This window comes from Candidatus Obscuribacterales bacterium, assembly GCA_036703605.1.
GTDB lineage: Bacteria > Cyanobacteriota > Cyanobacteriia > RECH01 > RECH01 > RECH01.
In genome coordinates this window covers 1-23,641 of sequence record DATNRH010000045.1, presented here as the reverse complement: position 1 = coordinate 23,641, position 23,641 = coordinate 1, and the positions used below count along the sequence as shown (strand labels likewise).

At 52.4% G+C, this 23,641-nt stretch carries 22 protein-coding genes; 11 read left to right on the top strand and 11 right to left on the bottom strand.

Annotated features, from left to right (window positions below; genetic code table 11):
- Together V6D20_01135 and V6D20_01130 are read left to right on the top strand one after the other, a co-directional pair.
- Positions 1-320, top strand: a 320-nt coding sequence (locus tag V6D20_01135; protein ID HEY9814401.1) for a hypothetical protein, incomplete at its 5' end; no start/stop codon positions are given.
- 97 nt (positions 321-417) lie between these two features.
- Positions 418-567: a hypothetical protein gene (locus V6D20_01130; GenBank protein ID HEY9814400.1), complete on the top strand. Its 150-nt coding sequence runs from the start codon at positions 418-420 to the stop codon at positions 565-567.
- Positions 568-691: 124 nt separating this feature from the next.
- Here the strand turns inward: V6D20_01130 and psaJ are convergent, their stop codons facing one another.
- Together psaJ and V6D20_01120 are read right to left on the bottom strand one after the other, a co-directional pair.
- Positions 692-817, bottom strand: a complete 126-nt coding sequence (psaJ, locus tag V6D20_01125) for a photosystem I reaction center subunit IX (protein ID HEY9814399.1) — start codon at positions 815-817, stop codon at positions 692-694.
- Positions 818-920: 103 nt separating this feature from the next.
- Positions 921-1,406, bottom strand: coding sequence for a hypothetical protein (locus V6D20_01120; protein HEY9814398.1), 486 nt, complete (start codon positions 1,404-1,406; stop codon positions 921-923).
- A gap of 697 nt (positions 1,407-2,103) precedes the next feature.
- On the opposite strand from V6D20_01120, the gene tsaD reads away from it, so the two are divergent.
- Entirely contained in the window at positions 2,104-3,144 is a 1,041-nt protein-coding gene (gene tsaD, locus V6D20_01115; GenBank protein HEY9814397.1) for a tRNA (adenosine(37)-N6)-threonylcarbamoyltransferase complex transferase subunit TsaD, read from the top strand.
- Here tsaD and V6D20_01110 read toward each other — a convergent pair.
- The gene (locus V6D20_01110; GenBank protein HEY9814396.1) at positions 3,135-4,079 is read right to left on the bottom strand and encodes an alpha/beta hydrolase; all 945 of its coding nucleotides are present in this window, start codon (positions 4,077-4,079) and stop codon (positions 3,135-3,137) included. The genes tsaD and V6D20_01110 overlap by 10 nt on opposite strands.
- 729 nt (positions 4,080-4,808) lie before the next feature.
- On the opposite strand from V6D20_01110, the gene V6D20_01105 reads away from it, so the two are divergent.
- Both V6D20_01105 and V6D20_01100 read left to right on the top strand, forming a co-directional pair.
- Positions 4,809-6,305, top strand: a complete 1,497-nt coding sequence (locus V6D20_01105) for an MBOAT family protein (GenBank protein ID HEY9814395.1) — start codon at positions 4,809-4,811, stop codon at positions 6,303-6,305.
- An 83-nt stretch (positions 6,306-6,388) separates the two neighbouring features.
- A complete protein-coding gene (locus tag V6D20_01100; GenBank protein HEY9814394.1) occupies positions 6,389-6,979 on the top strand; it encodes a chromophore lyase CpcT/CpeT in 591 nt (196 codons plus the stop codon).
- 23 nt (positions 6,980-7,002) lie between these two features.
- Here the strand turns inward: V6D20_01100 and V6D20_01095 are convergent, their stop codons facing one another.
- The 5 genes from V6D20_01095 to V6D20_01075 all read right to left on the bottom strand — a co-directional run bounded on the left by V6D20_01095 (position 7,003) and on the right by V6D20_01075 (position 12,332).
- Positions 7,003-7,143: a hypothetical protein gene (locus V6D20_01095; protein ID HEY9814393.1), complete on the bottom strand. Its 141-nt coding sequence runs from the start codon at positions 7,141-7,143 to the stop codon at positions 7,003-7,005.
- Between the two features lie 32 nt (positions 7,144-7,175).
- Positions 7,176-7,355, bottom strand: a complete 180-nt coding sequence (gene rpsU, locus V6D20_01090) for a 30S ribosomal protein S21 (GenBank protein HEY9814392.1) — start codon at positions 7,353-7,355, stop codon at positions 7,176-7,178.
- Positions 7,356-7,688: 333 nt separating this feature from the next.
- Positions 7,689-8,819 (bottom strand): CO2 hydration protein, encoded by a 1,131-nt coding sequence (locus V6D20_01085; protein HEY9814391.1) that lies wholly within the window; start codon positions 8,817-8,819, stop codon positions 7,689-7,691.
- A 37-nt stretch (positions 8,820-8,856) separates the two neighbouring features.
- Entirely contained in the window at positions 8,857-10,377 is a 1,521-nt protein-coding gene (locus V6D20_01080; GenBank protein HEY9814390.1) for an NADH-quinone oxidoreductase subunit M, read from the bottom strand.
- Positions 10,378-10,472: 95 nt separating this feature from the next.
- Positions 10,473-12,332, bottom strand: coding sequence for an NAD(P)H-quinone oxidoreductase subunit F (locus V6D20_01075; GenBank protein HEY9814389.1), 1,860 nt, complete (start codon positions 12,330-12,332; stop codon positions 10,473-10,475).
- A gap of 1,540 nt (positions 12,333-13,872) precedes the next feature.
- On the opposite strand from V6D20_01075, the gene V6D20_01070 reads away from it, so the two are divergent.
- The 6 genes from V6D20_01070 (at position 13,873) to V6D20_01045 (ending at position 19,466) form a co-directional block, all read left to right on the top strand.
- The gene (locus V6D20_01070; GenBank protein HEY9814388.1) at positions 13,873-14,181 is read left to right on the top strand and encodes a BMC domain-containing protein; all 309 of its coding nucleotides are present in this window, start codon (positions 13,873-13,875) and stop codon (positions 14,179-14,181) included.
- Between the two features lie 144 nt (positions 14,182-14,325).
- The gene (locus V6D20_01065; GenBank protein HEY9814387.1) at positions 14,326-14,667 is read left to right on the top strand and encodes a carbon dioxide-concentrating mechanism protein CcmK; all 342 of its coding nucleotides are present in this window, start codon (positions 14,326-14,328) and stop codon (positions 14,665-14,667) included.
- Positions 14,668-14,730: 63 nt separating this feature from the next.
- The gene (locus V6D20_01060) at positions 14,731-15,033 is read left to right on the top strand and encodes a EutN/CcmL family microcompartment protein (GenBank protein HEY9814386.1); all 303 of its coding nucleotides are present in this window, start codon (positions 14,731-14,733) and stop codon (positions 15,031-15,033) included.
- A 236-nt stretch (positions 15,034-15,269) separates the two neighbouring features.
- Positions 15,270-17,249, top strand: a complete 1,980-nt coding sequence (locus tag V6D20_01055; protein ID HEY9814385.1) for a ribulose bisphosphate carboxylase small subunit — start codon at positions 15,270-15,272, stop codon at positions 17,247-17,249.
- Between the two features lie 252 nt (positions 17,250-17,501).
- A complete protein-coding gene (locus tag V6D20_01050) occupies positions 17,502-18,311 on the top strand; it encodes a hypothetical protein (GenBank protein HEY9814384.1) in 810 nt (269 codons plus the stop codon).
- A gap of 282 nt (positions 18,312-18,593) precedes the next feature.
- Positions 18,594-19,466, top strand: a complete 873-nt coding sequence (locus V6D20_01045) for a BMC domain-containing protein (GenBank protein ID HEY9814383.1) — start codon at positions 18,594-18,596, stop codon at positions 19,464-19,466.
- Between the two features lie 30 nt (positions 19,467-19,496).
- On the opposite strand, the gene V6D20_01040 is transcribed toward V6D20_01045, so the two are convergent.
- The 3 genes from V6D20_01040 to V6D20_01030 all read right to left on the bottom strand — a co-directional run bounded on the left by V6D20_01040 (position 19,497) and on the right by V6D20_01030 (position 22,806).
- Positions 19,497-20,162 carry a glycosyltransferase gene (locus V6D20_01040; protein HEY9814382.1) on the bottom strand — a complete coding sequence of 222 codons (666 nt, stop codon included), beginning with the start codon at positions 20,160-20,162 and terminating at the stop codon, positions 19,497-19,499.
- Between the two features lie 354 nt (positions 20,163-20,516).
- Positions 20,517-21,164, bottom strand: a complete 648-nt coding sequence (locus tag V6D20_01035; GenBank protein HEY9814381.1) for a glutathione S-transferase family protein — start codon at positions 21,162-21,164, stop codon at positions 20,517-20,519.
- Positions 21,165-21,264: 100 nt separating this feature from the next.
- Positions 21,265-22,806 carry a PP2C family protein-serine/threonine phosphatase gene (locus tag V6D20_01030; protein ID HEY9814380.1) on the bottom strand — a complete coding sequence of 514 codons (1,542 nt, stop codon included), beginning with the start codon at positions 22,804-22,806 and terminating at the stop codon, positions 21,265-21,267.
- Between the last annotated feature and the right edge of the window lie 835 nt (positions 22,807-23,641).

The window sequence follows — 23,641 nt, the reverse complement described above, 5'->3', positions numbered from 1 at the left end:
AACCCTATATGGATCGCATGGCGATCGCTGACCTAGAGAAAACCCTAGAACCGTTGTTCGCCCAGTTCAAGCAACAGCGCCAGATAGGGGAAAGCTTTGGTGACTTTTGCCATCGGGTTGGCTTTGAGGCGCTGCGGCAGTTTAGCGCTACCTATCAGCCCAAATCATCGCGATCGCCCAACCGCTCTCGCTATCGGATTGGTGTGGGGGATGAGATCTACGCCCAGCTCAAAACAGCGGCGGAACAGCAGGGACGCCCCATGACGGAGGTGGCAACAGAAGCGATCGCTGCCTACCTGAAGACGGTCTCCGATTCCTAAACCTCCCTTGACGATCGCGCCAGGGTTCTCCACAATGGAGAAATACTGTAACGTTTTGTAAACGGTTGTGCTGCTAATGACTAACCCTCAACCTTCTGTGACTCCCAAGTTGACAGAGCCGAAATTTGGGTTCAACGACTATTCCGACCGCTTGAACGGACGGGCTGCCATGATTGGATTTGTCCTGACCTTGGTAATTGAGTACACGACGGGCCAAGGTCTTTTGGCTTGGTTGGGGCTGTATTAAGCCAGTTTTAGGCATGAAGTGAAGACACAAAAAAACCGCCAAGTTGGCGGTTTTTTTGTACGTGAGCAAGCATCTAGGGTGTTAACCCTAAGTCTGGCAAACCGTTTGGGCCTGGTTGACAGGGTTAGAACGGTGTAAACAACAGGTCTGGGTAGAACCGGTTGAATTCAATCAAGATACCAGCCGTGACCAGCATCCAGGCTGCTGCCAAAACCGGCGCGGTAGACAAATACTTCAAGAGATCCTGCATGAGCTAGACTCCAATCTCAACTTAGGAATAAATCAGTCGTCTCGAAAAAGATGATCCGCTGAGCCAGGAGCGATCGCTCCTACCCTTACGGAAACAGATGTGCCTAGCGGGGAGAAACCGTAATTTCTGCATCCTTAGCCACGAGTTCACCGCTCGAAAATTCTTTCAGAGCAGCCAACGGCCAAGCAAAGCCCGTTAGCATCACCTTGGTAGCTAGAGGAACATCGATCACGATTTCCTTCTCTTCGGCATTCTTTTCACCGCGAACGGCAATTAGGTAGGCACGGCCCACCCAACCAATCCATCCGGCAATGTAGAGGAACATCAGACCTGGAATCATAAATTCGCTGGCATGGCTCCAGCGACCATCAGCCACTAGGTGAGGCAACCCATCGGTGCCGCAGAGGAGGCTGGAATCAGCATATTTTACAAAACGGGCTTTGGCTTGAGGCGTTGTAGCGGCAGCAGCGCGTTGCTGGAAGGCAGCAGACTCACCACAGGGGGTTAGTCCAGCTACATCAGCGGAGGCTGGAGGAACAAAGCCAATCCAAAGACTAATAACTAGAAGTAGAGCAAACAATCGTCTCATTGGAATTGCTTCCCTTTATTACGAAAAACAAAGATTTTTGTACAAAAATGAAGTTATGGATGCGTTTAGCAGTTGAACTTCAGAGCAATCATACTCTTCTGAATGGTCTCAGTAAAGCGCAACATCCCATTCATTTTCATACCCTTTCAAGCATTGAAAATGTTTAGAGGTAACCCATCTGCAATATCAATGGATCTATTCGAAAACATCTCCAAATCTATCGCGATGCATCTGTCGGTGTGCGATCGCCCAACCGCTTGATTTAATTGGCGGAGCGGTGGCACAGCTATGTCAACAGAGTCGATCTTAATCAGCCCGTAAGCTGAGTTTTAGGATGGACTATGCTGGACATAAACCTCAGAATTAGTATCTTCATGAACTGGGACGGAGGTGTATAGTTCTTGATATTTGTTAACATTTAGAGCCGGGCGATCGCTCTCTTTTAAGACTCGTCTGGAATCCGATCGATCCTGTTAATCTCTAGTTCTCTACCAAACAGTGCATCAAATGACGAACTCATGCTGTAAATCGTTACATTGATGAGTTCATGAGTGAGCGATCGTCCCCTGGGTAACCGGTTCATCGTGTAGTCTGAGGGGATGGAGTGGGTAGAATATCCTACCCCTGTGCTTCTTGCGTCATCTGTTTGTAACCTGTTCTTCACCAGCTCTCGACAGCTCTAATTATCTGGTCTTGTATGGTAACGACCCTCGCTATTGAAACCAGTTGTGATGAAACGGCCGTCGCCATTGTCAGCGATCGCCACGTGTTGACCAGTGTGGTGTCGTCTCAGATCGACATTCATCGCCCTTATGGGGGAGTGGTGCCGGAGGTGGCCTCTCGGCAGCATGTGGAAACTGTCAACTGGGCGATCGCTCAAGCGCTGGATCAAGCAGATCTGTCCTGGGATAGCATCGATGGCGTTGCGGCTACGGTGGCACCGGGGCTGGTGGGAGCGTTGCTGGTGGGGCTGAGTGCGGCTAAAACCTTGGCTTTGCTGCATCAAAAGCCGTTTCTGGGCGTCCATCACCTAGAAGGGCATATCTACGCTTCCTATCTCACGGAACCGACTTTAGAACCGCCCTTTCTCTGTCTTTTGGTATCAGGTGGGCATACTAGCCTGCTGTACGTTCAAGGCTGTGGGCATTACACAACGCTGGGGCAAACCCACGATGATGCAGCGGGGGAAGCCTTTGATAAGGTTGCGCGTTTGCTAGACCTAGGTTATCCAGGTGGCCCGGTGATCGATCGCCTCGCGGCCCAAGGAAATCCCCAGGCCTACGCCTTGCCAGAGGGAAAAATTTCTCTGCCCCAAGGCGGCTACCATCCCTATGATTCCAGCTTTAGCGGTCTGAAAACGGCTGTTTTGCGGCTGACCCAGTCTCTCCAGGCGCAGACTCCGGATTTGCCAGTAGCAGATCTAGCTGCTAGCTTTCAATCTACGGTGGCCCGATCGCTTACCAAACGAGCGATCGCCTGCGCCCTCGATCATCAACTAACTACCATCGTGGTGGGCGGCGGTGTTGCGGCCAACAGCGGTCTACGGCAGCATCTAACGGCAGCGGCGGCTGACAAGGGGCTGCGGGTGATTTTTCCGCCCCTGAAGTTCTGCACCGATAATGCCGCTATGATTGCCTGCGCGGCGGCGGAGCATCTGGCCCATGGACGGCGATCGCCCCTATCGTTGGGGGTACAGTCTCGCATGGCGGTGGAGGATGTGCTCAAGCTCTATGAATGAAGCGTCACAACTTGGCGAATGTATTGAGCTACTGTCCCAGGATGCTCCAGCATGGAGAGATGTCCACAGTTAGAGACTTGAAGGACATTGTGACCACAGCATTCAAAGAGTGGATGGAAGCTAGCTAGGTGGTTTACATAGGTGGGCTCCATCACGTCATCTTGCTCTCCTGCTAGGAAGTAGACGGGCTGTGGCAACCCAGCTACCAGGCGCGGCAGGTAATGCACTTCCGCCTCGGTAGTAGACTCCAGCAATGCGCCGAGGGCTGCTGTGGGATGGGCTGCTACCCAATCGAGGAGACGTTGTCTTGCCCACTGACGGGAGATCGGCTGAGCCACATTCATGCGGGCAAAGGGAACATCGAGTAACGGCACTTGGGGCAGCCAGCGGGGACGTAGCTTGACGAGCTGGGTGCCAGCCATGCGAAACCGCTCAAACTCTTCTTTCAGATAAATGCCTCCCCCCGAGTTCACACAAACGACGCCAGCGATCGCACTCGGTGACTGGTGGGCAGCCCAAAGGGCAATGCTCCCGCCAAGGGAATGCCCCACAAGCCAGGCATTCTGAATATTCAGGGCTTGCAGCAATTGCAAGAGGTCTTCGGCGTAGGCGGCAGGTGTATGGGCATACTCTGACCTAGACGTCGGCACCTCAGTGAGCGATCGGCTACAACTGGCTCCAACGGCGATCGCTTCTGAGCGCTGCTCTAGGGTTTGGGGATGAATGTTGTAATCGGCTATGGGCTGAGATTGACCAAATCCTCGCAGGTCATAGGATAGGCACTGATAGTCAGCCGATAGATGCTGAATGACGGGCTGCCAATAGGCCTGGCTCAGGAGCCATCCATGGACAAAGACCAGCACTGTCGGCACTGCCGTTTCAGACGTTAAAGAATAGGCGTGGGGGAGGCCACGAATGTCAACGCTTCTAACCATATCTCTATACTATCCCGAAGTGCTCCTTCCCCGGGAGCACCTGCTGTGCCTACATCAATGTACCATCCTGGCTCAAGGGTGCCGTGTCCCAGGCACACAGGGGGAACACGTATCCGCAGGAGCAAGGGTGTAGGCGACGGGCCTTGTTGAAGCCGGGATGACGTTGGACTAGAAAGCCGGGGTTAACCAAAGCCTCCCTGTTGATTGAGAGCGGAGAGTTGCCAAGAGCTTAGCGTCGGAGGCGAGCTGCAAATCCTCTCACGACCCGTGGTGCCTATGCCCCTGTCAGCATCACGGGCGACGGTCAGTTTGGTTATGAGGTTAACGAGTGATGACATCAGCTTTGTTTTGAATGTAAAAAGAGTTAAAATTTCTGTGTAATTCAATACATTATGAGGTTTTTCCTGATGTTTTTTAATCGCTTAGCCAACACAGTTTTTACTCGTCCCAAGCGATCGGCTCAGATCGATGGAGATGGGCAGGAGAGACAGGATGTAGCTACGCCTGAACAAATTCAGACGCAAGCCCATCGCAGTCAGCTTATGAACTGGTTTCGTTGGAACCGCTCATCTGCTAACTAAGTTGGTTGCTCAGACAAGATTGTTTTAGCTGCACCGTTCTTCTGTTGAGGAAGGCCAGTCTGCTGGAGGTGCCCCTATACTGGCGATAGTAAAATGAGCGGTGGGATCACAGCCCGATCGCCAGCTCGATCGCCATGGAGCACAAGCAATGACATTACTATCCATTTTGTATGGCATATTTCTGCTCAGCGTGCTGGGAGTGTACTGGGCAGTTGAGGGGCGATCGCTGCGATTGTGGGTCTTGCTGCTAGCTAGCTTGGTGTTCTACAGTTCCCTGCAGCTTCAGTACGTGCCGTTGCTGCTCGTCATTGCCTTGGTGACCTTCCGCATTGGGCTAGATTTGGGAGCCCCGCTCGACTGGCGCATTGACAACGTAGACTGGGACTTTGCCCAGCAAGACTGGGGCCGCCGCCGTTTTAGATTGCTGTGGCTAGGCATTGTGGTGAATGTCTTGCTGCTGCTGGGCTTCAAGTATGTACCTTTTCTGCTGTCATCCCTGGGGCTAGCCTTTGCCTGGCCCGCAGCCCAAGCGTCGGCGAGTTGGGTGGCCACCCAGATTATGGCTCCCTTGGGCATTAGCTTTTTCTGTTTTGAATGTATCGCCTATTTGGTGGATGTCTATCGGGGTGCGCCTGCCAGCCAGAGTTTTCTCAAATTTGCCACCTATAAGCTGTTTTTTCCTAAGCTCATCTCTGGGCCGATCACCCGTTTTCATCCGTTTATGCAAGAGGTGCAGGCGGCTCAGTTTCCTAGCACCGTCAAAATTGTCGATGCTCTATGGCTGATTTCCTGCGGGGCAGTGAAGAAACTACTATTGGCGGATCACTTGGGCACGCTGGTAGATCTGAGCTTTGCCAACTTGGAGCGGGCGGGGAGTGGCGATCTATGGCTGGCGGCGATCGCCTATGGATTTCAGCTCTACCTAGATTTCAGCGGCTATGTGGATGTGGCGCGGGGCACGGCCATGCTCATGGGTTTCTCGCTGCCTCAAAACTTTGACTTTCCCTATTTGACGACCAACATTGCCGACTTTTGGCGGCGCTGGCATATGACCCTCGGGGACTGGCTGCGCAACTATCTCTATTTTCCCTTGGGGGGATCGCGCCAGGGTCTGAGTCGCACCTGCTTGAATTTGCTGATCATTATGGTGATTGCTGGCATTTGGCATGGCGCGGCCTGGGGATTTGTGGTGTGGGGAGCCGTGCATGGTGTAGCGCTGGTGCTGCATCGTCTTACCCATGCCTTGTCAGAGCGATCGCCCCAGTTGGCTCAATGGTGGCAAAGTATTCCCGGTACGTTGGTGGCTTGGGGCGCGACCCAGTCGATGGTGTTCGTAGCCTGGATCTTTTTCCGACTGCCGAATCTGCGAGATTCCTGGTGGGTGCTCACCCATTTGTGGGGACATCCGGCGGATGTGCAGTTTGGGCAAAAAATCTATGTGGAAACGCTGCAGATGGGACGGGCAGAAATTGCTGTGATTCTAGGGGCGATCGCCCTAGTGATGATAGCGATCTATGGCGTGCAGCGGGGGCTCAAGCTACAGCTCAATTGGCCGGTTAAAATCCTGCTGGTGCCTATTTGTCTCTTTGCCGCTTGGCTCCTGGCACCTAGCGAAAGTTCTCCCTATATTTACTTTGATTTTTAGGCAGAAGTTGGCGTTCAAAAGTCTCGTACAATGCAATGGGGCGCGATCGCTCCCTGTGTTATTCATCTGTTTAATATTCTGTTATGACCCATTCTACAGATATCAAAACCCTAGCCCGCTGGATGGCGGCAGACTTTAGTAACCAGCCTCAAGCATTTGAAAATCCACCCTTTTTTGCCCATATCCGTGTCTGTATGCGCCCCCTGCCGCCGGAGCAGTTGTCGGGAATGAGCTTTTTGGTGGAGCAAGCCTACGATATTAATTTAAATGCGCCGTACCGTCTGCGGGTGCTGAAGCTGCTAGATATGGGCGACCATATTGAAATTGAAAATTATCTCGTCGCGGATCAAGAAGCGCTGTTTAATGCTTCTCGCCACCCAGAACGCCTGAAGGATGTGACGAGCGATCGCCTCCAGAAAATGCCGGGCTGTAATATGGTGGTTCACTGGACGGGCACGTCCTTCAAAGGCGTTGTTGAACCGGGGAAGGCCTGTATGGTGGAGCGCAAGGGGCAGCTCACCTACCTGGATAGCGAATTTGAAATTGATGCCGATCGCTTTATTAGCCTAGATCGAGGGCGGGATCCCAAGACGGATGAACATCTATGGGGCTCCATCGCCGGCCCATTCCACTTTGTTCGCTGGGCTAGCTTTGCCGATGAAGTGATGCTGTAGGCGAGCTTGCCCTGCCGCGACCTTTACCCTAGAAGCTTGCTGGAGAAGATGTCTGTTTTGCCACTACGGGCTGACTGTAGGCTGAGTTGAGGGGAAATGGGAGGCGATCGCGGCGGGGTCATGGAAAGGGCCACGTCATCTAGGCCCTTTCGTCCCCGCTTCAAGGGTTACAACAGATGTGGCGATCGCCCGTTGGTTACCGAAACCGCCGCTTACGTCGAGCCATCACCGCTTTCCGCTTCCGCTTTTCCTGCGGTGTTTCAAAGTGTCGATGGCTTTTGACATCCGCCAAAATTCCTGCCTTTGAGACCTGACGTTTAAACCGACGCAGTGCTGACTCGATTCCTTCATTTTCCCCTAAGAGCACCTGGGTCATGTAAGACTACTCCTTCTAACTTAATCAACAATTTCAGTCCATTTGTGGAACCCGCCCACCTGAAATCAGGATATGTGCGTTCATCCACACAATCGTCCCGCCGTTTGCTGCGCTATTTGCCTTCACCAAAATCCTTTATGTGAAAAAAAGCGTCAGGATACTTCAGTTCACCCAGCGTGGATCAAACGGCGTTACATTAAATCATTTTCTATTTTAACCAAGGGGCTGAACTCAGCACGATTTTTCCATCAAAAATCTGCTAAGAACAATCGATATTCGGTTAAGGGCTATCCCTAGATGGGGCACGAATGGGCTCTAGCATGACCTGTCTGGCTAGATTTGAACTTCTTGAATCCGAGATGTGATAAAGCGATTCATCCAGTTTTCTAGGTAGGCTCGATTGGCGCGCCGTTCGTCTAAGGTGGTGGTAGACAGGGGGTAGGGCGCTAATCCTTGAATGGTGGCAGTGGTGACGCAAAACATAGATTTCTGAAACGTCTCACAGATTTTCACCCGTAGATCATCGTCTTGGCGGGTGCTCTGCTGATAGAGGTCGCGCAGATAGTCGGGCAAAAAGTGACGCATATCTTGCATCAGCAAGGTGGGGGGAATGCCTGAACCACCGACGGGGAGAGGGTCGGCAAAGAGGGCACCGTAGGCAAAGTCTTGCTGATAGAACGGGATTTGGTACGCCTGAGCGTTGTAGGAAATGGTGCCCGGAAAGGGAGTGCCGCGAAAGAAAATGGCCTCGACATAGGGCACGGCGGTGTCGGCGAGAAAGGTCAAGCCAGCAGAGGGGGGAATGATTTCATGGGTGCGATCGCCCAATTGGACGTTGTAGACAATGGGCTGGCTAGCCGCTGCCACAAGACCCTCGCGAATATGGCTGACTACGTCAGGAATAGTTGTAATCTCTCCCGCATCGTAGCGATCGGAGAGCGACAAAAACATATCGCTCATGACCCGCCAGAACTGGCCAAGACCGCTGTAGTAGGCCATCATCCGCAGTTGTTCTGGCAAGAACTCGGGAAACAAGCGATGCAGTCCTAGCATGAATGGGTTGGTCTTAAATTTATCGCGGATTAAGGCCTCGGCCCGCTGACGAAAGTCTGGGGTATCGAGGTAGGCATCTAAGCCGCCGCCCCCATGCCAAAACATGCCTTTCATGCAATATTCGGCATATTCATAGTTAATGCGATCGTGCCACCAATGCCGGAGAAGTTTCGTGACTGAAACTTGACCGTTGAAATATTTGAAGAAGGGCAAGATCACCAAACATTGATGGTCGGCAATATAGTTCAAATTGATGGAATAGGCATCCAGAACGACCCCGTAGCTTTTAAGGATGCCGACGACTTCGGTAACGTGGGTGGGGGAGTCGGGAAGCAGGGCCTGCCCCGATTCTAGTTGGTAAATATAGGGAGCAAGGGGATGTTTGGAGGGATCGAGTTGGGTGCTCAGCATGGCAAACTGTGGGTGATGAATCGACGTATACGAACCGCTATGGAAGCAGCCGGGCAGGCTCTATTTTGGCGGTGAGGGCCACGGGCGGTGGCGTTCTCATCGACATTCTGGTCAGGAGCATTCCTGACTCAGATTCACTCCAGCGCACGAGCCAGTTGGGCTGTAGCCCTAATACTAAAATGAAGGCTACAAGTACGAGGGCCGGGATGCGATCGTTCCAATTGACCTTGGGTAGTTTGTCAAAGGGAGCATTCAATCGCCCAAAGAAGACCCGATTGATCATCAGGAGAAAATAGACAGCAGTAAGCCCTGTTCCCACCATACACAGCAGCGTTTGAATCGGGAAGATGGGAAAGCTGCTGCGAAAGACCATAAATTCGGCAATAAAGCCCACCATTCCGGGAATGCCAGCGCTGGCCATGGCGGCTAGAATCATCAAGCTGCCAATCAGGGGCAGCCCACGCTCGGGATTTAAGAGCCCCCTCAAGACCTGAACGTCTCGGGTGCCGGTTTTTTTGTACACCACGCCCACAAGGAGAAAGAGCAGGGCAGAGATTAGTCCATGGCTGACCATTTGGGCGACAGCGGCGATCAGGCTAAGGCGGGTGGTGGCGGCGGTCGCTAGGAGGACAAAGGCCATGTGGGCGATGGAAGAGTAGGCAACCACCTTTTTCATGTCCTGCTGGGCGATCGCACAACAGGCACCATAGAGGGCTCCCACGGCGGCCCAGGTAGCTAACCAAGGTGCTAGATAGGTCCAGGCGTCTAGGAACATCGACAGGCCAAAGCGCAGGAGACCGTAGGTACCCAATTTCAGCAGTACGCCGGCTAGAAGCACCGAGACGGGGGTGGAGGCTTCCACGTGGGCATCGGGCAGCCAGGTATGGAGAGGAATGAACGGTGTTTTAATGCCAAACCCTAGCAGGATGCCGGATAGGAGTAGAAGCTGAGTGCCGAGGGGGAGGAGTTGCGATCGCCCTGGATCGTAGGCAAAGCTGCTGGCTCCCGTAAACCAAACGGTTCCTAAAAAGGCGGCGAGAATCAGCACACCCGATGCGGCGGTGTAAATCAAAAACTTGGTGGCGGCGTATCCGCGTTTCTGTCCTCCCCAGATAGCAATGAGGAAATAGAGGGGCAGAATTTCGATTTCGTAAAACAGGAAGAACAGCAGTAGGTTTTGGGCTAGAAACGCACCGGCCACGCCCACGTTCAACACAAAAATTAGCGCATAGTAGAAGCGAGACCGGGGGATATCTGGATCCGTGGCAGCGATCGCTACGACGTTGAGCAGCGCATTCAAAAACAACAGGGGTAATGATAGCCCATCTAATCCCAGGCTATAGTTCAACCCGATGGTGTCTAGCCAAGGCAGCAATTCGGTAAACTGCATTTCGGTGGCAGTTAGGTCAAACTGACTGCCAATCACAATAGTCCAAACGAGTAAAACGATCGCGAGAACCAGACTCACTTGCCGCACTGTACGCGATGAGACGGTACTCGGAAAGCAGGAAATGACGATTGCTCCTAGGAGAGGTAGCCAAATCAAGGCACTCAGCATCTGTTGTTGTTTTGCTCCCTACATCACGGCTCAATTGAATCGACGGCTGAATCGGCTTGTATTGGTATGCGATACAGCGTTGGTGCGATACAGCACTAGGACGGCAGGTTGACGGTGACCATCAACAACAGCCCGACCCCCAGCAAAATGGTTAATACGTAGAATCGGAATTGCCCTGAGACGTTATAGCGCAATCCCTGCCCGCTAAAAATGGTCGCTAACCCCACCAGGTTGACAGCCCCATCAATGATGTAGCGATCAACCCAGTCGGATAGCCACGATAGCCAACTCACTGCTGCTACTACGGTGACGTTGTAGATTTTCTCGATGTAAAAGTCGTAGGCGAGGAGATCTTGTAAAAACCTGAGAGATATGCGAGAAGGGCGCGACCAGGCCCGTCGCAGTTCTATGGAAAATCCGATGCCACAGCCGATAAGACCGGCTGCCAACTCGATGGGCATCGCGATCTGCGAAAACAAGCTATCTTGAGCTATTAATGGCGTGGTTGGACTGAGCCAAAACTGCCAGTGTTGGGGCACAGTATAGGCGAGAATGGTGACGATGCTCAGGGTCACCATGGGGATGGCCATGGGCCAAGGCACCTCTGGAGCCCGGCGAGTTTTGGCTTGGGGGGTTCCTAAAAAGACGAGCCGAAACACTCGGGTGAGATTAATGGCACTGAGGAGGTTGGCAAAAGCCAGCACGGTCAATAGCCACCAAGAGTCTGTCCACGTTCCATCGAGCCAGCGATGTATCGTCCAAAACATGCCCAAGGGTGTTACGGCTACGAGCCCGGCTGAACCTACTACAAAGGCGGTGGTGGTAGCCGGCATCCGCGACCACAGCCCGCCCATTTCGGTGATGTTCTGGCCACTGGTGGTCATAATGATGCCCCCAGCACTCATGAAGAGCAGCGCTTTGGCAACTGCATGACTAAAGAGAATCAGGAGGGCAATATCTACATGGCCCAAGCCCACGGCAATGAATACTAAACCGATGTAGGCGCTGGTAGAGTGGGAGAGGGTGCGCTTGATGTCAATCTGAGCGATCGCCATCAGCGAGGCTCCAATGGCTGTGACGGTGCCAATCACGATCAGCGCGCTTGCCGAAACCGGTGAAAGGGTGAACACGGGCTGCAGCTTGATCAAGACATAGGCTCCCGCCGATACCACCACAGAATTTCGCAAAATTCCGGCTGGGTTTGGCCCTTCCATGGCTTCATCGAGCCATAGATTTAAGGGAAATTGGGCACATTTACCCGTGGGACCAGCAATCAATGAAAGTCCAAGGGCTGCCGCAACCCAGGGAACTAAGGGTGTGGTGTCTGCCCAGTCGGCAAGTTCAGAAAAGTTGAGTCCTTCACCATAGCTTGATAAGGCCACCAGCCCCATCAGCAAAATAATATCGCCCACCCGTTTAGTCAAAAAAGCATCTCGGGCCGCTGTCACCACCAGGGGCTGGGCATACCAAAACCCCACCAAAAGATAGGTAGACAGGGTCAGCATCTCCAGTAAGCCGTAGCTGAGGAAGAGTGAATCGCTAAGGGCAATCCCTGCCAAGGCACCCTCAAAAAAGCCCATCAGCCCAAAGAATCGAGCCAATGACCAGTCTTTTTCCATGTAGCCTAGGGCGTAAATCTGTGCCAGTAGGCTAATGCAGGTTACAAGCTCCATCGCTCCAAGGCTGATGGGAGAGATTTCAATAGTGAGGGCGATTTCTAGGTCAGCTGCCTGGAGCCATTGCAGAGCAAGCTGTTGTGGCGGCTGCCCCCAAACTTGTATAAAGCCAATCGACCCATGCACAAAGGAGAGCAGGGTCATAAAAAGGTTAATATAAGCGCCCGGACGCGGCCCTGTGCGATGAATCATCCCCGCCGACCAGGGTATAGTCACCAGTGCTCCCGCTACGCCATAAAACGGAACAAGCCAAATTGTTTGCAGAAAAAACTGGGTCATTACAGGCGATAGAACAGTTCTACAAAGAAGTTTTAAAAAGGAGACAAGCGCGGTCGAGATCTCACAGGAACAGGGGATGTACTGTCGGTGAAACAGCGCTAGAGCGATCGCGGCCTAGGCTAGATGAGCCTGAAGGATGTGCCAGACTCAACCTGAGAGATTGCCTTTTGCAACTATTACCTTATGAATTATCTCAAACATTTGTGAATGTTATTAGAGACGTTTGAGCAAGGATGGTTCCAAACCTCATCCTGATTGTGACATAAGACTCCCCCCTCACCGGGTGCCTTGCTCCTATCGAGTTGATAAGAAACCGTTACGAAACGGCGATGCATCGGTGGATAAATGGGCCGATACCCATGGCGATCGCCTGCTGTATTGCGATGGATTGCGCCTAGATCACGCCTGAATGGCAACGCATATCGCCCTAGTTGTTTCTGCAAAAAAAAAGCTCTGCGGTGAGCCATGCGAGGGATCAGAAAGGGGCTTGGTGGCTGATCTATGTCTCATGGGAGCTGAAGAAGAATGGCAGATAGATTGGTGAGTTGAGGTTTGAGGTATTCATGCATGGATGCGATCGCGCCCTCCAACCACCTTGGAGATTGATACATGGAGCCGAAAAGATATATTTGTTAACACTATTCATCTGAAGCGATCGCTAATTTGTTGAGATTTATGGCTATGCGTAACAAAGTATGAATCAATCTAACCTAATGTTGAAGCCACTTTTGAACGCAAGAAACCGGGGCAGCAGCTTGGTACTATTAAAGGCAGATCATCAGAGTTTGTGAGTCAAATATCCTCTAATGTGTTTTGAACCCTTAGTTGATTTGAATCCTTGTCTTCAATGATCATCTCCTCAACTTTAGTTGCCTGAAAGGATGTTCAATTAGTGCTTAGATGATAGAGGCAGACGTTGATCGCTAGATGAAATGGTGAGCATACAATGCATCTAATGAGCTTTATGCACCTTAGATGATGTTAATCTTCACAATTTGACAGTTTTGATGGTAAGGCTAGTGACAAAGCGATCGCAATCATACGAAGCCCCCCAATCTAAATGTGTGAATGTGTGAGTATCGTAACCTCGCCTGTCTTCGGTGAAGCTTGATCGTTGACCCGTCATTCCTAAGTTTTAGTTCTCTTTTGCTTAGGCTAGCAGTCGGATGTACTCAACATGGTGTCTTGTTGAGGCGGTAGGCGCTGTTTAGCGTTCAAGGATAAACAATGCAGCTGGGCAGACCATGGCTCTATCGAAAGAAGGGTCGGTTTGTGGATGCATTCATCCCTCTGATCCCCTATCTCCTTGACCGGTTATCCCTGGTTCGTACACCCAAGAATGGCTGTATGATAAGTCTGGATTATTTTTCGCATAAACAAGAATCATTTTGCTTTATATTGTCAAACCTGATCCACCACCTGTATTCTTAATCTTGGGAATTTTACGGTGCTTTTCTGAATAATTAAAATCGACCATCCCGTCGATCACGTCAGAAAAAGGTTTAGAAGTTTTGTCAGTTTTCTTTGTGGGAGACGAGAGATGCCAATCGCAGTCGGAATGATTGAAACCAGGGGATTTCCCGCTGTTGTGGAAGCGGCTGATGCCATGGTCAAAGCGGCGCGTGTCACTCTAGTCGGCTATGAAAAAATCGGCAGTGGACGTGTCACCGTGATTGTGCGTGGCGATGTCTCTGAAGTACAGGCTTCCATATCGGCAGGGATTGACTGTACAAAGCGGGTGAATGGGGGGGAAGTTCTCTCCACCCACATCATTGCTCGCCCCCACGAGAACTTAGAGTACGTGCTGCCCATTCGCTATACCGAAGCCGTTGAGCAGTTCCGGACTTAAAGGAGTCTCGTTGTTGGTGTTTGCATCAGCACCCTTGGTTTGTCTTCAGTTGTACCTTAAGGTGTCATTCTGAAGATAGGCAGGGAACGAGTGCCACGATACAAAAGTTTGTTCATTACGTTAACTGGAAGGGAGTAAGGTCTCATGTCAATTGCAGTTGGAATGGTAGAAACGCTAGGGTTCCCCGCTGTTGTGGAAGCCGCTGATGCGATGGTTAAGGCTGCTCGGGTCACCTTGGTGGGCTACGAAAAGATTGGTAGCGGTCGCGTGACCGTGATTGTCCGGGGTGATGTCTCTGAAGTGCAAGCTTCCGTGGCTGCCGGTATCGAGAATGTGAAGCGCGTCAACGGCGGTCAAGTTCTCTCCACCCACATCATTGCTCGTCCGCACGAAAACTTAGAGTACGTGCTACCAATTCGCTATACCGAAGCGGTAGAAGCATTCCGGGAGAGCGTCACCGGTATCCGTCCGATGAACCGTCCATAGACCTGAAGCAGCTTGCTAAGGTTTGTGAAATGGTAGTCAGCGCTCAACAAGATCCGAGGTTCGATGCAGATTGCGAAGGTGTGCGGTACGGTCGTCAGCACTCAAAAAGATCCAAGTTTAACTGGGGTCAAATTCTTGTTACTCCAATTGCTCGATGAACAGGGAAACCCGTTGCCCGAGTATGAGGTGGCTGCAGATACGGTGGGTGCTGGGGTTGATGAATGGGTGTTGGTGAGCCGAGGCAGTGCTGCTCGACAGGTGAGCGGCAGTGAATCGCGTCCACTGGATGCTTTGGTCATTGGCATTATCGATACCGTCAGCCTAGACAATCGCTTGTTTTACAGTAAACGCGACTCGGATCGCTGACGTCTAGGGTTCGGAGGTAAGGGCGATCGCTTCTGGTCGCTCTTACCTCTAGAATTACCGGCTGGGGGTGAAGTCTAAAAGACAGCGATCGCTGCATCCATCTAGGTATGTTTGATTGCCGTCTGGAGTTTAGGCAAGGGAAGCATCGCCCTAGCTTACTGGTTTGTATTGCTTAGAAGGGAATGCTTATGGTAGCTCATTACTCCGCTACTCCCCCAACACCATGGTCTAAAAGCTTGGCACAGCCTCAAATTCACGACACGGCCTACGTTCATTCATTCGCCAATATTATTGGTGATGTTTGTATTGGAGCTGGCGTAGTGGTCGCTCCAGGGACCTCCATCCGAGCGGATGAGGGGCACCCATTTTTTATTGGTGAGGGCAGTCGTGTTCAAGATGGTGCTGTCATTCATGGCTTAGATCAGGGTCAAGTGGTGGGAGATAATGACCGCTCCTACTCCGTTTGGATTGGGCAACGAGTCACCCTCACTCACATGGCGCTGATCCATGGCCCAGCCTATGTTGGGGATGATTGCTTTATCGGATTTCGCTCCACCCTGTTCAATGCTCGCATTGGTCAAGGCTGCATCATTATGATGCATGTGTTGATTCAAGACGTGGAAATTCCACCTGGAAAATTTGTGCCATCTGGTTCCGTGATCACGTCTCAGCAACAAGCCGATCAGTTACCGGATGTGCAAGAAGCCGATAGTCGCTTTGTGCAACATGTGGTGGGTGTCCATGAATCCGTGCGATCGCATCCCCATCAAGCGGAGAACGCCGTGCAGGTATCTACCCTGCGCCGTGAGTTAGAGCAGGTATACCAAGCAAGTGGTGATAGTGCTGACAGGGTCAATGATAGCGATGGGCAGGTACAACGTATGAAATTGAGTCCAGAAGTAGTAGAGCAGGTGCATCAACTGTTGACTCAGGGCTATCGCATTAGCACTGAGTTTGCCGATGCGCGTCGATATCGGATTAGTTCGTGGAAGACAGGGCCGTCGATTTCTGCTGGACAGCGATCGGAGGTGATTGCTGCCCTAGAGCGATGTTTGGATGAACATAGCCAAGAATATGTCCGCATGATTGGTGTGGATACGGGGTCTAAGCGGCGGGTTGCAGAGGTGATGTTGCAGAGACCGGGCGATCGCAATGGCAGTGCCGCTCCTTCCCAGGATCGTCGCTCCATCTCCAACTATTCGCCCTATCAGTCTGGGCAAGCGATCGCCTCTCCGTCTTCCCAGCCTGTCTCTGGCGATATTGCTGAGCAGGTGCGTCAGCTTTTATCCCAGGGCTACCGGATCGGTATGGAGCATGTGGATGCTCGCCGCTTCCGCACCGGCACATGGAAGAGCTGCGCTCCCATTCAGTCTACGCGCTTGAATGACGTGATGGCTGGCTTGGAAGCCTGTATGGCCGAACATGCCGGAGAATATGTGCGTTTGATTGGCATTGATACCCAATCTCGGCGACGGGTTTTGGAAACAGTAGTGCAGCGCCCCGGTGAAGCACCGAAATCTGTATCCAGCAGTGGACAGCGCAGCAACAGCTATGCCTCTTCTTCTGCCTATGCACCTGCCCCCTCCGCAAGCAGCGCTGGACTGAGCCGCGAGGTGGTTGACCAAGTCCATCAACTCTTGTCCCAGGGGTATCAGATTGGCACAGAGCATGTAGACGCTCGCCGCTTCCGCACCGGTACCTGGAAGAGCTGCTCGCCCATTGAAGCAACTCGCCCTAACGATGTGATCGCCGCTTTGAACGCCTGCATGGTTGAACATGCCGGGGAATATGTGCGGATGATTGGTATTGATACTCGATCGCGCCGCCGGGTCGCAGAGGTGATGATTCAACGGCCAGGCGACAGCGCTCCCAAGGCCTCTGCATCAAGCAGCTATACAGCACCTCGGGCCAGTGCCTCGTCTTCGAATGGCTCTGGATCCCGCTCCTCGTCAAAATCTGTAGGCAGTGATGTGGCGGATCAGGTGCGGCAATTGCTGTCCCAGGGCTATCGCATTGGCATGGAGCACGTGGATGCTCGCCGTTTCCGCACGGGTACCTGGAAGAACTGTGCGCCGGTTCAATCCACCCGCCCTGATGATGTGATGGCAGCGTTGTCTGCCTGTATGGCGGAGCACCAAGGTGAGTATGTTCGCCTGATTGGGATTGATACCAAGTCTAAGAAACGGGTAGCTGAAATTATGGTTCAGCGTCCATAGCCTGGACTGTGTCAACCCACGATGAAGAACTGACGGTGGAACCTAGGGTTCTAAACCGTCAGTTCCGAGTTGGTTGGATCCCTGAATAATTGAGACGACTAATCGACGGTTTCACGTTTAGGTCAATGAGGTATGGGGAGCTTGCTGCTGCCGTTGCTTGCCTGGTTTAGTACCTGCGGTAAGTCATGGTGACTGAGTTTTTCTCTGTGCCGAATCGTTCCACAGTCCTGACTGACCAGATGCACTGAGTTCATGAGTCTGCCACTCTTACCACCGACCAATGACAACCATTTCATCCTCAGTGGAGATGTGACCCTGCATCCTGGAACAGCGATCGCTCCCGGTGTGGTTCTTCAGGCTGATCCCGGAAGTCGCATTGTCATTGAAGCGGGAGTGTGTATTGGTATGGGGTCGGTGCTTCATGCCTACCAAGGTACGGTGCATCTTGAGCAGGGAGCAATTTTGGGACTGCAGGTGTTGGTGGTAGGGGCTGGACGGGTAGGGCAGAATGCCTGCCTTGGATCGGGGGTGACCGTCTTTGCTTGTGATGTGGCTGCCGGGACTGTGGTGCCAGCGGGAACGCTGCTAGGGCAGATGGGTCGTCAAGCGGTGGCTCAGACTACACAGGGGGTACCGCCATTCGCAGCCAGTTCTGCAACCGCTTTACCGCCGGCGGCAGGACAGACGGTGGGCCAGGTTGTAGAGCAGATCGTGGAGCATACCGTAAGTGAGATGCAGTTTAGGTCGGTAACTCTGACCGATCGAGAGCTGAGCGCGGATCCCTGGGAAGACGAAAGCAGTGACTCCGATATGGGGGCTGCTGCGCCAGAGCTATCTCCAGAACTATCTAAGGCCAACGCATCGGAACCCAACGTATCGGAGAACGGTGCAACGGGGGGCGATCGCTCCGATGATGACTTGAATACATCTCCGTTCATGTCCCAGCCGGCGCAGACCCCCGTTTATGGGCAAGCTTCTCTCGATCGCCTAATGGGCATGTTGTTTCCCCATCGGCAAGCGCTGCAATCAGACTCGGATGAGCCGAATGTGCCTGATTCGTAGAAGGGCATGACCATGAATCTGCGAGATAGTTTGGAATAGCAGGCTAAGATAGAGCTAAGCAACACATGCGTTGGGTTTGTCTAGTTTGATTCAGCCGTCTCTTGTCTGTTGACCTTTACCGAGAGAGCAAAAACTGTTCCAGCAGCAAGCGCTTGTTTAATGTAGTCACCCAATCCGGTCGGGGCTCAATCGTGGATGGAGATGATCCGATACTTGTATCATCGTCCATTATGGTTCAGTACGCGGTGTAGATGCTCACCCACAGGACGCACGAGGGCAATCATGGAGCTTCGTAATCCACCATCGAAATTTATTCAAGGGGCCGGGCGATCGACCGATTTCCGAGATCAGGCACTCGGATTAGTCTCGACCCGCAGCTTCCCAGCGATCGTGGGCACCGCTGATATGATGCTGAAGTCATCTGGGGTGCGGCTTGTGGGGTATGAAAAAATTGGTAGCGGTTACTGCACGGCGGTGGTGCGGGGGAACCTATCGGATGTACGCATTGCTGTCGAAGTTGGAGCTGAAACCGCTGAGCAGTTTGGTCAGTTCATTTCAAAGCTGGTGATTTCTCGACCGTTGCCCAATCTTGATGCTGTGTTGCCCATTGGTAGTCGTCTGGCCAGCGTCGTGGAGGGACGTGGCTATAACCGTCTGAGCCATCAAGCGGTTGGTTTGGTGGAAACCCGTGGCTTTCCGGCCATGGTGGGAGCCTGTGATGCCATGCTTAAGGCGGCAGATGTGCAGCTTGCCTCCTACGAAATGGTGGGGGCAGGGCTCTGCACAGCTATTATTCGTGGACGGGTGGCAGATGTGGCGGTGGCGGTGGAAGCGGGAATGCATGAAGCCGAGCGCATCGGTGAGCTCCATGCCGTAATGATTATCCCTCGTCCGCTGGATGACCTAGAAGATACGCTGCCGGTGGCGAGCTGTTGGATTGAGCGGCCTGAACCGTTGTCTATCCCCCTTGATCTTCAGGATCCTCAGGAAGAAGAGTTGGTGGAATTACCAGATTTGCGATCGCTTCCCCAGTCTCAGGAAGAAGCGCTAGAACCTCCCATGCAGGATGAAGAGGTTCTAGAAGTTTTTGAGCCAGAAGTAGTACAGCATCCAGAATCTCTCTCCCAAGATTTGCCTGATCACGATCGGGGTTAGGCAGGACAGGGATCTTGGATGCTGCCCGTATTAGCTAACGGATTGGACGGCGAAAAACTCGCAGTGGAGCTGGTTGAGCAGGGAACGGTACATCACGTCTAGTTCGCCTACCGTCGCCGCGCCATCCAGGGCGATCGCGCCTTGGTGAGACGATTCTCCGTCAGGGTGGAGGGCAATCACTTGATCTGCACCATCCCGACAGGCTTTTTCGGTGTTGATCTGGGCACTGGCCAGCATGGGAATCGTAGTGGCATCCTGATAGCGATCGCTACCTAGGGCATGCTGTGTATGGATCAACTTAATGAGCTGGCGTTGCTTCAGCTCCAGCCCAACCCAGCCCGATAGCCAAGAATGGGTGTGAATCAGCGGGTAGAGGATCCCGGATTTACTTTGATATTGAACAAATGCTTTGACAAAGTCCGGCAACACTTGATAGGTGTCATCGGCAGACAGCGGTGCTGCCTCTCCAGCCATCAGTCGAATGGTGCGACATCCCTCCAGATGCTCTACCTCAGAGAGCTGCTCTGGATCGGTGCACCGAGTGAACATGTCCACCTGCCAACCCATTTGGGCTAGTCCTTCACCCAGCTTTTTTACATAGGCACTCTGGACACTAGCGATACCGTTTGCTGCCAGCATGGCAGGATCAGCATGGACGGAAATTAAGGCAACATGCCCTCTTCGTTTCGCTAACATAGTCTTTAAGTATGAATACTCACTAAGTTGAATCTCCCTAAGCATAAGCTGCCTGGGGACAAAAGGCATCAACCCAGAGACCTACTCCTTCAAGGCAAATTAACGATTTCTCTTAGCCAATCGATGCCTTGAATGTGAGTTTGATATTGTTGTGGTCACAGCAAATCCTGCCGTTTGGGCTCCGACGGGCACCGTTCGGGTTGAGCTTAGTTCAGCCCATCTTTGATTCTTCGACCAGGTTAGGATGAATGGATCTGCGACCTTCAGACGTATTGATCACTCTGAGCAGCAAAGAGGTCAAACCTTTATTCTCTAGCGATATAAAATTTGGTAAAAGAACTACAGAATTTGCTCCTAGGGTTGCTCAATCACTTCAGTCTCAGCGGCGGCAGCGGTCAGCCAGGTTTGCATGACGGGATGGTGCCAGATGGCATCACAATAGGCTTGGCTGATGGGGTCTCCTGCTACGCCATAGGTGACGAAGCGAGAGACGACGGGGGCATACATGGCATCGGCAATGGTGATGTCTCCGAACAGAAAGTCGCCTTCGGAGCCATAGGTTTGGCGGCAGTCGCGCCAGAGTGTTTGAATGCGCTCTATATCTGCTAACACCTCAGGGGTGTGCCCTTGTCCAGGGTAGCGGCTGCGGCAATCCATGGGCATGTGGGTGCGAAGGGCAGTGAATCCGGCGTGCATTTCATGACTGACGGCACGGGCGATCGCTCGTGCATGATCCGCCTCTGGCCACAACTGGGCAGCCGGAAACTGCTCCGCCAGATATTCACAAATGGCAAGGGATTCCCACAGAACGAGGTGCTGATGCTTGAGCACTGGCACCCTAGCAGTTGGGGAATGGCTCAAGAGCTGGGCTTTGGTCTGGGGTTGATCGAGGGGAATACGAATTTCTTCGAAATCGGCTCCCACATACTGGAGTACAAACCAGGGGCGTAAAGACCAAGAGGAATAGTTCTTATTGCCAATTACTAAGGTGAAATCAGCCATTATGGTAAGCCTAAGCAGGGATAACAGACTGCGCTAGGGTAGGGAAGCGTTAGTCCCCATTTTATAGAGGTTGTTACCACTAACAAGGAGCCTCTGTGGATCATTCAACATCCCGATCAAGGTTTGCCTGCGCAGCATGATCTGTGTCGAGATGACGTTGGTTTAGCGCTACTGATGAAGCGTCATCCCCATCGTGATCGGCCTGGATCGCTAGGGTAGTTGGCTTCGGTTGAACTTGCATCACAACCAAGGTCATGTCATCCTCAGCGGCGCGACCATGACCAATGAATCGCCAGATTTCGTTGAAGAGATGGTCGAGGATGGCTTGGGGGCCCGAGCAATGGTGGCAGGCCCAGTGGAAAGCAGCGGTCAGATTTTCTTCATCAAAGCGATCGCCCTGACGGTTAGCGGCATCGGTGAAGCCATCGGTGTAATAGATGAGCGTATCGCCTGGGTAGAGCTGGATTTGGGCATCGTAGTACTGGGTATCCACATCCAGCCCAATCAGCATTCCGAGGGTATCTAGCCGGCGAATTTTATTGGTTTCCGCTTGCCAGAGCAGAGGTGGATTGTGGGCGGCGTTGCTGTAGGACAGCACTTGGGTTTGGGTGTCGTATTCAGAATAGAACAGGGTCACAAAGCGATTGGAGTTTTCCAAATCGCCATACATGACATGGTTCAGGTGCTGCAAAATCCGGGCGGGGGAGTGGCCGTTGAGCACTTCAGCCCGCAACATGCCCCGCAGCATGGTCATAATCAAGCCAGCCGGGACGCCTTTGCCCATCACATCGCCAATGGCCAAACTCCAGCGCTGGGACTCGGGGCGATCGCCCTTGCGGGGACGAATGCGATCGTAGTTGGCAGGAATGAAGTCGTAATAATCGCCACCGACCCGGTTGGCCGTTTGACAAAGGGCCGCCAGATCCACCCCCTCAATGGTGGGACAGTGGCGCGGTAAAAGCTGAAGCTGAATTTCTGCACCAATTTCCAGTTCGCGATCGAGGCGTTCTTTCTTGCGCAGTTCCGCCGTTAACTGATCGTTCTCTATAGCTACGGCAGTTTGGTCGGCCACCAGACGAATCAGCTTTTGGCGGGTTTCTGTCCAGGCATAGTCTGGATCATGGCTAAAGACATAGAGCCGTCCCCGCTCTGCATTTTTGATGAGAATGGGGGAGCCAAAGAGGCGCACCTCTGGGCCCAAAAAGTGGCTCACTTGGGCATCCAGCACTTCCGTGAGGTTCGGCAGCGGCAGGATCACCCGTCCAGAATTGCCCGTTGAGGCGGTGGTAATTTGGCGGGTGGCAGCCTCTAGGGCCCGGCGCACGTCTTGACATTGGCGTCCATCCTGACAGTGCAGCCGCTCTAGGCGCATCTGTCCATTGGGCTTGAGCAAAATCAACGCTCCGCCGTCGGCATCGGTCACCCGGCTGGCAATCAGCGGTGTGAGTTCTAAAAACTGATTGAGGTTGTTGAAGCTCCGCAGCGCAAAGCCTAGGGAACTGAGGAGGTCTTGAATTTTATTTTGTTCACGGTGGAGCCGCGAGACCAATTCCTTCAGCGCAAAGACAGGCGTCATCTCTGACGATGAGTCGCCAGGAGGATCAGGAGGGCTTGGCTGTCTAGGAATGGGTGCAGCAGTCATGAACTTAACAACATCAACAGGAAGAATAGATGAACAAAGGATGGATAAACAAGGGAGGAGCGATCGCCCCCTAGTTCAAGGATGGACTAGGCTGTCGATAGATTACACCTAGGAACCCTAAACTGACTCAAGGATAACGACTCGGTCTTAGCATCCGAGCTTTGCGACATCATACAGCAATGCTAAATGATTCTTGCTGAGAAAACCGGGGAAATAAGAGTTTTCAAGAAGCGAAACATCAGCAGTCCTGACTAGTTTTACGTACAGCCGTAACTAAGCCATGGGCAGAGGCGTTACCCGAGCCTAGATTTGTACCTCAGTAGAACGATAAGCAGGTTATTGAAAGTAAACTATGAGTGTGATGGGTGATTTCTACCTGAGAGTCCACTGAGAGGTAGGAGGGCGATCGCTCTCTCGATGAAGACTTGGATAGGTGACGTTGCGATGACGATCAAGAACTGTGGGGAAGGCGCACCACAGGCACTTAGATAACCGATACTTCCAATCGTGGGTTTACGTCTGAGAGGTCATATCTGAACAGTCTGGTGACGTTCTAACAAGCTGCTCCACATCATAGCAACAATAAGAACGGCGATGTACGTAAATACTCGTAGGGTTGTGTTTTTCTAGGACTGGGTTTAGGGAGATGACTTGCCAAAAATTAAGGTGATCAGTTGTGACTGACCACCTTGATTGAAACTTTAAATTGAAAAATTACAGACCCATTGCCCGTTAATGTGCGAATGTTTTACCATCAAGGGTCTAAAATTATGCGGAACCCGGGACTTGAACCCGGAAGTCTTTGCAGACACTAGAACCTGAATCTAGCGCGTCT